General features: G+C 36.0%; 17 protein-coding genes. 4 read left to right on the forward strand and 13 right to left on the reverse strand.

Annotated features, from left to right (window positions below):
* Window positions 1-39: 39 nt before the first annotated feature.
* Window positions 40-627 (reverse strand): NAD(P)H-dependent oxidoreductase, encoded by a 588-nt coding sequence (locus ACIQZA_RS18095; protein WP_142508474.1) that lies wholly within the window; start codon window positions 625-627, stop codon window positions 40-42.
* 121 nt (window positions 628-748) lie between these two features.
* Here ACIQZA_RS18095 and ACIQZA_RS18100 point away from each other — a divergent pair, with 121 nt between their 5' ends.
* On the forward strand, window positions 749-1,186 hold the full coding sequence (locus ACIQZA_RS18100) for a MarR family winged helix-turn-helix transcriptional regulator (protein ID WP_142508307.1): 438 nt from the start codon (window positions 749-751) through the stop codon (window positions 1,184-1,186).
* A 47-nt stretch (window positions 1,187-1,233) separates the two neighbouring features.
* Here ACIQZA_RS18100 and ACIQZA_RS18105 read toward each other — a convergent pair whose 3' ends face one another.
* The 3 genes from ACIQZA_RS18105 to ACIQZA_RS18115 form a co-directional block, all read right to left on the reverse strand.
* Window positions 1,234-1,443, reverse strand: coding sequence for a GNAT family N-acetyltransferase (locus ACIQZA_RS18105; RefSeq protein ID WP_400939485.1), 210 nt, complete (start codon window positions 1,441-1,443; stop codon window positions 1,234-1,236).
* Between the two features lie 148 nt (window positions 1,444-1,591).
* Entirely contained in the window at window positions 1,592-1,819 is a 228-nt protein-coding gene (locus tag ACIQZA_RS18110) for a hypothetical protein (protein WP_400939404.1), read from the reverse strand.
* 10 nt (window positions 1,820-1,829) lie between these two features.
* A complete protein-coding gene (locus tag ACIQZA_RS18115) occupies window positions 1,830-2,693 on the reverse strand; it encodes a GNAT family N-acetyltransferase (RefSeq protein WP_400939406.1) in 864 nt (287 codons plus the stop codon).
* Window positions 2,694-2,919: 226 nt separating this feature from the next.
* Between ACIQZA_RS18115 and ACIQZA_RS18120 the strand changes: the two genes are divergently transcribed.
* The gene (locus ACIQZA_RS18120) at window positions 2,920-3,684 is read left to right on the forward strand and encodes a YqcI/YcgG family protein (protein WP_142508315.1); all 765 of its coding nucleotides are present in this window, start codon (window positions 2,920-2,922) and stop codon (window positions 3,682-3,684) included.
* On the opposite strand, the gene ACIQZA_RS18125 is transcribed toward ACIQZA_RS18120, so the two are convergent.
* Both ACIQZA_RS18125 and ACIQZA_RS18130 read right to left on the reverse strand, forming a co-directional pair.
* Window positions 3,681-5,006, reverse strand: coding sequence for an amino acid permease (locus ACIQZA_RS18125; RefSeq protein ID WP_142508316.1), 1,326 nt, complete (start codon window positions 5,004-5,006; stop codon window positions 3,681-3,683). The genes ACIQZA_RS18120 and ACIQZA_RS18125 overlap by 4 nt on opposite strands.
* 25 nt (window positions 5,007-5,031) lie before the next feature.
* A complete protein-coding gene (locus tag ACIQZA_RS18130) occupies window positions 5,032-5,967 on the reverse strand; it encodes an arginine deiminase family protein (RefSeq protein ID WP_400939409.1) in 936 nt (311 codons plus the stop codon).
* Window positions 5,968-6,121: 154 nt separating this feature from the next.
* Between ACIQZA_RS18130 and ACIQZA_RS18135 the strand changes: the two genes are divergently transcribed.
* Complete coding sequence (locus ACIQZA_RS18135; RefSeq protein WP_400939411.1) at window positions 6,122-6,211, forward strand: NUDIX domain-containing protein; 90 nt, start codon at window positions 6,122-6,124, stop codon at window positions 6,209-6,211.
* Between the two features lie 389 nt (window positions 6,212-6,600).
* Here the strand turns inward: ACIQZA_RS18135 and ACIQZA_RS18140 are convergent, their stop codons facing one another.
* The 6 genes from ACIQZA_RS18140 to ACIQZA_RS18165 all read right to left on the reverse strand — a co-directional run bounded on the left by ACIQZA_RS18140 (window position 6,601) and on the right by ACIQZA_RS18165 (window position 10,650).
* A complete protein-coding gene (locus tag ACIQZA_RS18140) occupies window positions 6,601-6,828 on the reverse strand; it encodes a transcriptional regulator SplA domain-containing protein (protein ID WP_400939414.1) in 228 nt (75 codons plus the stop codon).
* 345 nt (window positions 6,829-7,173) lie between these two features.
* A complete protein-coding gene (locus ACIQZA_RS18145; RefSeq protein WP_400939416.1) occupies window positions 7,174-7,683 on the reverse strand; it encodes a QueT transporter family protein in 510 nt (169 codons plus the stop codon).
* A gap of 152 nt (window positions 7,684-7,835) precedes the next feature.
* Window positions 7,836-8,591: a 3-oxoacyl-ACP reductase gene (locus ACIQZA_RS18150; RefSeq protein WP_400939419.1), complete on the reverse strand. Its 756-nt coding sequence runs from the start codon at window positions 8,589-8,591 to the stop codon at window positions 7,836-7,838.
* Window positions 8,592-8,646: 55 nt separating this feature from the next.
* The gene (locus ACIQZA_RS18155) at window positions 8,647-8,868 is read right to left on the reverse strand and encodes a DUF2829 domain-containing protein (protein ID WP_142508321.1); all 222 of its coding nucleotides are present in this window, start codon (window positions 8,866-8,868) and stop codon (window positions 8,647-8,649) included.
* A 349-nt stretch (window positions 8,869-9,217) separates the two neighbouring features.
* A complete protein-coding gene (locus ACIQZA_RS18160) occupies window positions 9,218-10,066 on the reverse strand; it encodes a GNAT family N-acetyltransferase (RefSeq protein WP_400939422.1) in 849 nt (282 codons plus the stop codon).
* 20 nt (window positions 10,067-10,086) lie between these two features.
* A complete protein-coding gene (locus tag ACIQZA_RS18165) occupies window positions 10,087-10,650 on the reverse strand; it encodes a histidine phosphatase family protein (RefSeq protein WP_400939424.1) in 564 nt (187 codons plus the stop codon).
* Window positions 10,651-10,809: 159 nt separating this feature from the next.
* Between ACIQZA_RS18165 and ACIQZA_RS18170 the strand changes: the two genes are divergently transcribed.
* Complete coding sequence (locus ACIQZA_RS18170) at window positions 10,810-10,947, forward strand: hypothetical protein (RefSeq protein ID WP_400939426.1); 138 nt, start codon at window positions 10,810-10,812, stop codon at window positions 10,945-10,947.
* Between the two features lie 102 nt (window positions 10,948-11,049).
* Here ACIQZA_RS18170 and ACIQZA_RS18175 read toward each other — a convergent pair whose 3' ends face one another.
* On the reverse strand, window positions 11,050-12,354 hold the full coding sequence (locus ACIQZA_RS18175; protein ID WP_400939429.1) for an ATP-binding protein: 1,305 nt from the start codon (window positions 12,352-12,354) through the stop codon (window positions 11,050-11,052).
* Between the last annotated feature and the right edge of the window lie 30 nt (window positions 12,355-12,384).

Genomic DNA, 12,384 nt, shown 5'->3' on the forward strand with positions numbered 1-12,384 from the left:
ATTCGTTCTTCGTCTGCACGAGTCTATTAGGCTGAAGAACTAGTAAGCTACTTTTCTAAAATATTGATAAACTTTTTCAAGTTTTCTGCTTTGTCTCCCCTTCTTACTTTCCATATTGCCAAATTCAAAAAACTTCACTTGTTTAATACCAACAAAATTAAATAACGCTCTTTTCATTAATATTTTATGCGCATTATTGAGCCATAATAGTGGATATTTTGTTGGCCCTTTCATTGTCGAAATACACACCACTGATTTTCCTTTTAGAAGCCCCTCAGGAAGTAGTCCCTTTTTATCTTTATAGGCAAAATTGGCCGCAAATAATTGATCAATATACCCTAAAAGCATTGCTGGTGGTCTTCCCCACCATATCGGATAAACAAAAACGATTTTATCAGCCCACTTAATTTGTTCACGATATTTCTCTAGCTTCGGATCACGAAACATATCACGACGGCGTTTATGTTCATGAAATACTAAAATTGGGTTAAATTGCTCCTCGTATAAATCTAATACTTGAATCTCATTTACGAGCGGATTGTCATGACAACCCTTAATAGCCTCCTGTAAAAAAGCATAATTCAAACTTTTATGATTGGGATATGTATAAATAATTAATGTATTCATCATAAATCCTCCATTACTTATCATTTGATAACAAAATAATAAACCGTTTAACTTTAGTTGTCAAATGATAATTGTTTTGAGATAAGTTTTTTGTTATCTTGTCAGTAAGAGGTGAACCCATTTGGACAAAAAACAATTATTTAATCAGTTCGTAGCTTTTACAACAGCGGTACACCAAGTAACGCACGAACTAACTCAAAACGTTAAAATCGATCATATTACACCAGTTCAATATAAAATTCTAGAATATATTAAAGTAAGTCAGCCAGTTACACCTACTGAAATTAGTGATTGCCAGCATATGTCCTTACCTAATACAAGCCGTGAATTACGAAAATTACAGGAAAGAAAGTTTATTAAAAAAATTAGCGATACTGAAGATCGAAGAAAGCACTATGTTTGCCTTACAGAGGATGGAGAAAAAATAATGGGAGAAGCATTCGCCTGTATAGAAGAGCGCTTTCAACAACTTATCCAACATGCATCTAAAGAAGATATAGAGGACATTCATCATGCATTAAACGTTCTTGATGAAAAGGTCTTTAACCCAAAATCATAAATGAAAACCTGCATGCTTTTCATTAAGACAAGCATTGCAGGTTCTTTTTACTGTTTATTATATTGGCATAGAAAGCGTTCCACACCCGGGTATTTCTCTCCTAGGCTAGTTATGAAAAAACTATAGCGTCTATAAAAATCTACGGCCTCATAATCTGTTTCTGCCACAATTGATGGGTACTTACTTGCTATAAAATGAATCATTTTACTGCCAATGCCTTTTCCTCTTTGATCAGCTAATACAGCAATATGCTTAATTTCACACTTTGATCAATTACGCCAAGGCGTAATTGCGTCCGGATTTTGAATTGTGTCCGCACAATTCATTCCTTTAAAAATCCGTGACATCCGCCGGAGGCTTTATCTTCATTCAATAAGTGTTTGGCTGAAAAGAACCACACTTTATTCATCTCGCCATCTTCAGAGGTGGAATTCTTCTGCTGAATGAAGATAAACTGATTTGTTCTATCCCAATACAACCGACTATTTTACCCCTAACTCCAAAACTATATAATGTCCTATTCGATAAAAGGATATATTTTTCATACTCTTGTTGAACTTTTTTATCCGAAGTTGCAAAAGAAAGTAGTTTTCTAATAGCTGGTGAAATAGTGTTTGCTTGAACTATATTCATAACTTTCTCCTTAACTGTAGGTAGCAGGAATGACGACAGCTTGACAAGCTTTTTCATAAAATTCGATTGGACCTGCTCCTCCGATAATTGCATAATCATAACCAATTTCGTGCATTTCTTTTAAACAATGATGGAGGAGGGAATATCCTATCCCCTTCACTCGATTAGCTTTAGCTACACCCATCGGGCCAAAATAACATTTTTTATTTTGATAAACGTCAAATCCAGCAAATCCAATAAGATCTCCATTATTATCAAAAGCTACATAGATGGGAGGCGTAGTACTTAAAAATGCACTGTTAATCGTTTCTGACCACTCTTGCGAAAAATGACTTTCTACAAAATGAATTAGCTTCTTTTTATCATCGCGATTGACTCTACGAATATTACTAGAAATCGAAACTGGGAATTGGTAATTGTGAAGATGTGCAACCATATCTCGCGAAGTCGTACCAAGCTTTAAAATCATTTTTTTGTCTTCTTCTGAAACGAATTCCTCCAGCATATTCGCCTTTATTAACGCTTTAAGTAAGTGACCTTCATTTATATAAACCTGGTTATAGTTTTGCATATAAAAAGTCGTTTGTTCCAATACTGTTAAAACCTCATTTGTTATAGGAACGTTAAATAAAGTATGGCTCGTAACTTCCTTGTCTGATTTTAGATCAAGTTCATTCATCAAATTTCTTATAGAGGCTTCATCTATAGTACATTTTAATACTATTTCGCCAAGGACCCCCTCTTTTTCTTTTAAACAAGCAAGTAAAAAATGAATAGGCTGTAACACTTTATGTTGTGAAGAGGCTGCTTCTTTTTCCGCATTCTTGAAGATTCTTAACATACGATTTGTTAATTTTATATTAACTGAATTCATTTGCCCTCATCCCTTCGTTTCATCTAACCTTAATGATCGAGCTATATGTAATTTTTAATTGTCAGAACTTATCGTATCATTAATCATTTTTTCTATAAATAAAATCCGAACTATTTAGTGGGGATTCCCCTTGTTTTTCCAATTCAGAAAACGTAAATGCCTGTACATCGTCACCTATTTACACTTTTTTTAATAGTATAAAGATGTATAGAAGGAGGAGACATAAGTGGAAGTAGCAGTGTTAGACAAGAAGTGGATTGAAGATCATTTTGAAACACTTCCATTATGGCAACAGTCAGCATATACCGACTTCGCTGCCATGGTTGCAGATGAAGCAAATACGTTTCCCTGTATTCCAGCTAGAAAAGGCTTTTTATCGAACGAGCTACGCTATAGTTTTATCGGAGATCCACGAGAGGAGCAATCGATAAAGACGTTAGCACGATGCTTAAAAGAATACGATAAGTACGCTAAAACGTTTGGTAAATATACAACACATACCATTTTCTTCAAAACCCCTAATGATATGCATAAAAATTTCGATGTTGCAGATTATAGAAATTTATTTTGGTCTGTTTTAAACAATTTGACGAAATTCGATGATATCGATTGGCCAAAGGAAATTCCAACTGATCCAGCGCATCATGAATGGGAATTTTGTTTTAACGGTGAGCCTTATTTTGTGTCTTGTGCAACGCCCGCACATAAATTGCGCAAGAGTCGTAATTTTTCTACTTTATTAATGGCATTTCAGCCACGCTGGATATTTGAGGAAATGAACGACTCTACTGTCTTTGGTCGCAAGTTAAAGAAGCTTATTCGTCAACGCATTAACGAATACGACGCTATTCCAGCTCATTCTGATTTAAAATGGTATGGGCAAGAAGGTAGTTATGAATGGAAGCAGTATTTTTTAAGTGATGATAATAGTAGTGCATCGAAATGTCCTTTTTTACGAATGCAACATTCTCTTCAGAACAAAGAGCATTAAACATGCTTACCGTGTTTTTGCCTTTTCATGACAATGCAAGTCGCAATTCCTATGATGATGATAAAAAGCAGGCTTACGAAAAAACCGAGTCTGCTTGTTTTTTCCCCTAACGTCCCAGACACCGTCACTACAATGAGCAACATCCCGATGCCATTCTTCACATGCTCCCACTTCGACAGCTCCATTAGCTTTCTATATGTCACTAAGATAAAGAGCCAGTTATAAATTAGCATTAAGCCTGCTGCTGTAACCAAATATTCAAAAATCTTTTCTGGCATAAGAAAGCCAATAACAATAGTGATGATTAAACCACTAGCTAAAAAGAGAAATGCAGGAAATGGAATCTTCATCTTCCCTTTTTTCGCCAAAGCCGTTGGCGCATCATGATCCTCTGCCAAAGTAATGAGAATCGTAATAACCGCATATAACGAGGCTACCATTGTTGAAAAACCTGCAATAATTAACACGCCATTAAAAATGTCTGCAAAAAAAGGAATGTGAAAACCATTAAGCGCTGTAATAAATGGGCTTTCCTCAATATTAAAGTCCTTCCAAGATACAAGCGCCAAGGCAAGCATAATAGCCATTATAAAAATGACGGTTATAGCAATAATCATGACTTTTCCAGCTTTCGGTGCTTCTTTAGGATTTTTTAAATCAATGACCATTAAACCCATAACTTCAATTCCACCAAATGCATAAAAGGCATATAGCAGCCCAAGCCATAGTCCTTTCACACCTTGCGAGAAAAATTCTCCATAATTTGCATGCAATGCATCGAGTGTCGTTGATTCCGAATTAAATCCTTTTATTATTAAGACAGCCGCTACTATAATAAACATCACAACCGCCGCTGCCTTTAACGCACCAAAAATATTTTGAAATTTTTCAAAGCCCTTCATACCCGTTAGAATAACGGCTAATCCAAGTGCAGCATAAATAGACGCAGCAACCCATAATGGAAGCGCCGGAAACCATAGCTTTGTGAAAATACCAAGCGCCGTCAATTGGCTACCCATAATGAGCATCTCAGAAATCAAGTAAATCCAGCCATTACTAAATCCTGCCCAATTGCCAAAAGCTTGCTTTGCATAAGTACGGAATGATCCCTTATCTGGATTATCAACTGACATCTTAACAAGGCCATCATAGACAATATACGTAGCAATGGCCGCTAACAAAAAAGGAATCACAACAGCAGGACCACTCTTATGAATGGCCATACTTGTCCCAAGAAAAAAACCTGTTCCTAGTGTACAACCTATACCGAGAAGCGAAAGCTGCCACCAAGACAACCTCCCTTTACTTGTTTTAGATGTCATTTTGATCAACCCTCCTGCCTTTTGGCTACTTTCTTAACAATGGCAATGTCATGCAACGAATGCCACCACCGCCTTTTTCAAGCTCTGTGACATCAATTTCTATCAAATTTTTCTTTTGTAATAGTGGATGCTTCGTCCAGTGCTGCTTCGTTGCTTGCTTACTAATTAACAGTGTTTCGGGATTAAGATTAATAAAATTGATATCAGGGATTGTCTTATATTTTTCAAGCCAGTAAACATCAAAGCCATGGTGATTTAAAAATTGCTCGGTCATTTCAAAACGATTTGTTTGAGCTGTGAACACGTGTACAGGAAAATAACGCATAAAGTTTTTAGCTATTAGCAAATTAGCGTTCGTCACATTGCAACTCATATCTAAATGAAGTGTATCGGAGCGTCTTGGCAAATCAATGATGGCAATTTCCGAAAATCCTTCTTGGAAAATACGATCCTTGATACTTTCCACAGCCTCTAACGTTGTTCTCATTCCAATATTAATAAGTACGGCATCCTTATTTAAAATGAGCACGTCTCCACATTCTAAAGCAGTAGAAGGTTGTTTAACTTTTAAATTTTTTTCTGGAAACCACTTTTCTAATAATGAGTGTGCATGTGGATACTCCGGACGCCTTAGCGAACTACCCGCCGCTCCATGGAAAATGCTATTCCCTATCACACAGGCTAGATCGCGAACAAAGTATCTATTAATAAGCTGCTCACTTACTGTTTTTACATCAGTTGATAGCTCTTTCGAATAATCAATAACCTGGACACCTGCATTTTCTAATGTTGTCTTAAATCCCATGAAATTCTCCATTGCTTTTACATGATTAACAGCAGCATCCCATCCTACATTTTCTGCTATTGTTAAATCTGGTACATCTAATTTTGAAGGTGCACAAAGCATAACAACCTTAAGTTCTTCATGCTCCGACCAACAATTCGGTTGAAATGAGTCCATAATGTATTCCCCCTTTCTTCATGACTATCTTTGTTAGCGTTACCACCAAGATTGAGATTATACAAATTAAAGTAGGATTTTTTGTTTTTTAGACAATTTATATATAAGGACAATAACAAATACAAAAATGGTTGGGGGCTTCCAGGCGGTTTTGATGGAATTAGGGGAAAGCTTTGAAGATACCGTAAAAAGAGAAGTTTTAGAAGAAACAGGTTTAGTTATAAAGGACCTAAAGTTATTATAGGTATTTTTTCAGGACCAGATTATTATCTTAAAGTATCGAATGGGGATGAATTTTACCCAGTTACGGCAGTCTACTATACAATAAATGTTAAAGGCGCTTTAATTATTGATTATAAAGAATCAGAGACAATGCAATATTACTCACTAATCAATTATGCCTCAGCATAATTGCGTTTGGAATCGGCTTTGCGCTTGCACAAAGCGCTACTTTCCGATTCCGGTTAGATAGCAGATATATTGAACCATCTATACCAAAGTTAATTAAGCTTTAGAGAGAAAACTTATTAATCAAGTATTTGTTTTCTCTCATAAAGTGTTTGAAAAATTATTTCATCTCGTTGAGGGAAGGTAAATCAATTTCTACAAGTGGCTTCTCTTGTTCTACCTCCATCAATGAAAATATTGGTGATAAGCTTGCTCAGCATCCATTTCACTCGTAAATATTAACATATCATTTGTTAGCGGGTAATATGTCTCAAAGAGAAATAGCGCTAGCTCCTTTGGATTATCTGGATTGTTCACTACTGCAGCTTCCTGTATGTTTACTACTTGCTGAATAGATGGATATTGATAAAAAACGAAAACTATATCCCCTACACGATATTGCTGTTGCTTCATTCCATCACCTTCCTATGCCTTTCCACTAGTTTGGTGTAAGAAGATATTAATTATCATTAAGTTTAAAAATTATTTAATTGCAAATATTCACCTGTATAAAAGAACCGACATTATGGAACGCCTCCGTTCCAAAATGAAGCTTTGTGCCAGATGGGGATGGCTCTCTCCTTGTGACGGAATTATTTGTTACAGCAGAAGAATGCGGCAAAGGATTTATTAAGGGTGGTACAATTTAAGGCTTCTCCAAATATTCAGGCGCTCCGCCGGCTGATCGTAAAGCCAGTTTCTCTCTTAACATCAAAAAAGCAAGTCACCTTTTAATGATGACTTGCATTACTCTTCAATTTATTTCGTCAAATCAATTTTTTTATTTAATAAATAAATAGTCATACCACCAACAGTCATGGATAGCAACTCCCCAACTCCTACAGTAAACCAGGTCGCCCAAAAAGGAAAATCATTGAGAATTGTTAATTGTCCTGCAACGGTGAACATTGATACAGCAAAAACCAATGCAGTAATAACCATTTTCATTATATCATTTGTTATATTTTTCGTTACTCTGCGGCAAAGAATTAAAACTAGAAATGTCGCAATTCCACCAATAGGTACATCTAATACCCACGTTGGTGACATGAAATTTGCGAGTACTACTCCTAGAGTCACGGCTAATACATAGCGCTTGTTATATAGGGCTAGGTAGTTAAACATTTCCGACAAACGTAGTTGAACTGCCCCAAAACTAATGACTGACAATAAAACTGTTACAGCCACATATAAAGCTGCAACAAGTGCCGTCTTTGTAAGTTCGGTTACAGAAGCACGGCTGGAATCTTTTACAATAGATGTATGCAATTTTATTCTCCTTTGTAAAATAGCATATCCGCTATTTTAGTAATAACTACGGCCAAAGGAAGAGAGCTTTTCGCCCTATCTGAAGTGCCGCAGTGCAAGCTGAATTTTGCTTACTTGCGTATTATAGCAGAACAATTTACGATTGAACAATACTATTTAGTAAGCCAACCGCCATCAATCGGTATAATTGCACCGTGTATATAATCAGCTGATGGACTAGCCAAATAAAGTGTTAAACTCGCCACTTCACTTGGTTGGGCCCAGCGTCCAGCAGGCGTTTCATCGGCGACCCATTTTGCGATCGTACCATCACCTTCAAAATCTGCTTTGTTCATCGGTGTTTGAATGGCTCCAGGTGCAATGGCATTGGCACGAATTCCTTCACGGCAATAATCTAAGTCTAACTGCTTCGTATAGCCGACAATTGCATGTTTAGATGCTGTATACGCTGCGCCCCCACCGCCAGCAACAAGCCCAGCGATAGATGCCATATTAACGATTGTGCCTGATTTTCGTTTAACCATATGGGGTAATATCGTATTTGTCACAAAATAAGTACCTTTTACATTGGTATTCATAATTTTATCCCAAAGCGCCTCATCTGTATCAAGCGTTTTAGCAAAGCCATCTAATACGCCTGCGGTATTTAATAAAATATCTACATGTTTAAATATTGAAAGCGCCGCTTCAAATGCTTGCTCTACATCGTCCTTATTGCATACACTGCCTACTTTATAGGCAAATTGTTCAGGATATTGATGATGTAGACTTTCTAACCCTTGCTCATCTAAATCAAACCCGAATACACTCGCCCCATTTTCTAAAAATGCAATAGCTTGGGCTTGACCAATACCTGAAGCAGCCCCCGTTACAAATACCGTTTTACCGTGATATTCTTCAAACTTCATACATATCTCTCCTCAAAAAACAAAGAAACCACCTCATTTGAGATGGCTCTTTCGATTAATTGACAATTACCCAATCTTCCGCTAATAAATCACAGACTGTTGGTGTGAACATTGTATAGCCCTCACCACGTACATTAATTAAAAAATAAGGATTCAAAGCCTCGCCATCATGTTCGCTTTGTCCAACAAGCTTTACATATAATTCAGCACCGCCCCATCCTTTACGAATTACTTTTTCTCCCGCTTTTAAGCGTGGTAATATCTCTTCAAACGTCATTTAAATTCATCCTTTATTTACTTTCTTTATCGGATTAGTATACTGGAAATCTCAAATGTTGACAACCTAATCAATTTTGCCTCGGCATAATTGTAGCTGTCCGCAACAGATCAACAAAGCGTCCGGAATCGGCTTTGCGCTTAGGCCAGCGTGAAGTAGGTCAGTTAGCCGTTAGTGCATAGACGCAATGATTTTTGGCAACACCTTATATAAGAACTCCATTCCGATTCTGTGATATTCACCATAGGCTATAACTACTTGAAACAATTCGAGTTTAATTTAAATTCATCAACTTAGAGCTAAACTTTGATATTTCAAGCCTTCCGTAATTTTCTCTACTCACCTTATATCAATCCATTTTCTTCTTCATTTGCACTTGTTCTGTCTTTACCTCTAGCCCATTTTCCATCAAATAGCTTGCCGCTGGATTGCTTGCTAAAAAGTTAACTGTAGCTAAATTTACTTTGTGATTTGTAATGCTTGCGATAAAGTGCGGTATATGTTCTACCTTGCCTTTTTCCAATAACACTAATTGATAAAGCACTATGTGATCGATTGCTCCATCCATATACCATACTATTTTATATAACATATAACCAATCGCTTCATTATTCTCGTTGAAAAAAACTTTAGCTTCACCTTGTTTATTACTTTGCCAGCTACATTGCCAAGGAACATCTTCCTGATAAAAAAATAAATAAGGAAGCTGCTCTGGCCGAATAGTTTCCACATGAATTGCGGCTTGTTCCTCTACTTTTGCTTCATATTCGCCACTTAAAAATAGCAATTTATTTGTAATTGTATAGCCATGCTTCTCATATAACGCAATTGCTACTTTATTCTCTTTTATAGCTTCAAGCGTTGCAACTTCCACATTCTCTCTTTCATAGATGGCGTTTGTTTCTTCCATTAAAACACGAGAAACACCTTGACCGCGATAGTCGGGAGAGATACCTGTTCCACCATTCCAAGCGATTTTCTTACCATCCATTTCTCTAAAGCCATTTAATACAATACCTACAGGATTATTTCGATCAAATGCGACAATTGAAAGCTCTGGCGATAATCCTTCTTTAACGAGTCGATTTAAAAACATCTCTTCATTCATTTCTATTTGAACAAAATATCCCTCAAAGCCTTTATTCCAAGCTTTTAAAACTTCCGCTAAAGTGCACTGTGAAACTGTTTTTATTTCCATGCTTTTCTCCCATCCCTAGCTTAATTAGAGCCACTACCTAAAAGTGGTAAATCTTCTAAAGTTAATTTTTTTATTATTTCATACCCATTTCCAGGACCTTTTGGCCTAACAATAACCATTCCCATATTAGAAATATTCCCTAACCCAACACCTTCAGGAAAGCTGTGGGCAACGATCACTTGATTCGTACCCTGTGGTGGCTTTCTTTCTAACATCGATTGCAGATTTGATAATATATTTGTTTTTTCAACGATAGGTATGTTTCCACCCAATTTATAAATTTCATACCCGATTGGATCAATTTGGATATAGGCATATGGAAATGCGAGCTGTGCCGTTTCAATTGTACGACAAAAAGGACTTGCGACAATCGGTGAACTGATCGGGATTTGATAATAGCGAAGCATTTGTCCAAAGTAAATTGCCTCCCTTCGCCCAACTTCAGACAAATTTCTTTGCGTATAGCAATCTTGAAAATTTAAATTTGTCTGATCTACCCCGACAGTTGCTTGGCCATGCCTCGCATACAAAACGAATCCACCCTTTTTCAATAAAGAAAGGATTGATTTATCCAAATATTTCATCTCCTCCTAATAGAGTACCATTTTGATTATTAATAATATATGAAATGAATCGCTTAAAAAATGTAAAAATGAAAGTTAAAAAAGCGCGAGTTACTTCACCAGTAGAGCAGCTAATTTAGTCAACAAAGAGCTTGGAGCAGTTCGAGGATTATGCTAAGTTTGAAGCTTATATTTTTAAAACGGATGGCAGATGAGTTAGGAACACGGCTAGAAGGAGTAGAATCGATAAAAGCAACTACTGAATTTTTATCAAAGATGAGTGAGGAATATAAAAACTATTTAGAGAGCGTTGCTTAGAAATGCGGGCGTATAATAATTGCAAATAAAGCCGTCCAATCCGACGGCTTTATTTGCATTACTTTAACGCTTGATTTTAAAAATTTTATGAAGTTTAGAAATTTACTTTATTGGAATGGTAATTATTGCTGTTGTCTCTAAATGTTTTGATGAATCGATAGAAATTTGACCGTCGTACTTATTAACAATTTCATTCACAATAAACAAGCCTTGCCCTCTTATTTTTCCACTTTTTGTCTTTTTAGTGGAAAATCCTTGCTTGAATATTTGCCCTGCCTCTACAATATTTGGTCCGGTATTTGTAACCTTAAATTCATATTGCTTATCATCAGCTTTACAGCAAATTGTAATTTTTCGTTGCTCTTCCGGTAATTCATTTGCCGCATCAATCGCATTATCTATTAAATTCGACAAGATTTTGATTAAATCCGTTGTTTTAATTTTATTAAATGCATCCTGTGAGACTGAAAAAACCATATCAATATTATGATTTTGTGCAGTTAGTTTTTTCGTTTGTAATAATATCGCCAAGCCAGGATGATCAATATTTAATTTGAGTGACTTAATAGCCTGAACCTCTTTGGATAGTGAAGATAAATATTGTTTGGCCTGATCAGGTTTGTCTAATTGCAGAAATCCATGTAACACTTGTATATGATTTGTGAAATCATGTCTTAAAGAGGACACGGAAGTGATTAAAGTTTTAATTTCTGCTTGATATGTATCTTCTGTCGCTCCAACTTCCTCCGCTACTTCTTTTTGATACCATCTCTGTAAGAAGAAAACAGAGCAGATAACGATTAAAATGAGTAAACCATTAAAAATAAAGATAAAAAGATTGTCTTTGATCACTTTTCCCTTGATGCCATTTAATGTGTCTGCACTAATATCAATGCCTATGTATGCAATATTCTTCCCTGCTTTATCTTTGACCGGTGCACCAACAGTTAAGTAAGACCCGTATACAGGATCTGAAATTACTTCTGTTACAAATGTTTCTCCTTTATAAGCTCTTTGCACTTGCATCTCGGGTACTGTACAGTACATTCCGATATCAAAGCCTTTAAATTCAGGTGGTAAACCCATAATCATTGCTTTGGATACCTTTGGATTCTCAATCTCTAATGTATAAACAAATAAGGCACCTATTTTTACTCTTGCATCATTTAAGTAATTTCTTAATTGCCAATAATAATTGTTTTTCACAGGGTTATCTAAAAATTGTTTGTACGCTTCTACATCAATTGAAGATGCAATAGAACTAGCCGCTTCGAGACTTTGGTTAGCTATTGACTCTTCAACTGTCTTTTTCATTTTTATGTAGGATGTAAAGATGTTTAAACTTGTAAACAATATTAATAAGATAGTTGATAGTAGTAAAATTAGTTTTATTTTTCGTGTTTTCATACAAACTGGTACTTCCTCATCTATAGACAT

This window comes from Lysinibacillus sp. NPDC096382 (assembly GCF_044762845.1).
In the GTDB taxonomy this organism is placed as follows: domain Bacteria; phylum Bacillota; class Bacilli; order Bacillales_A; family Planococcaceae; genus Lysinibacillus.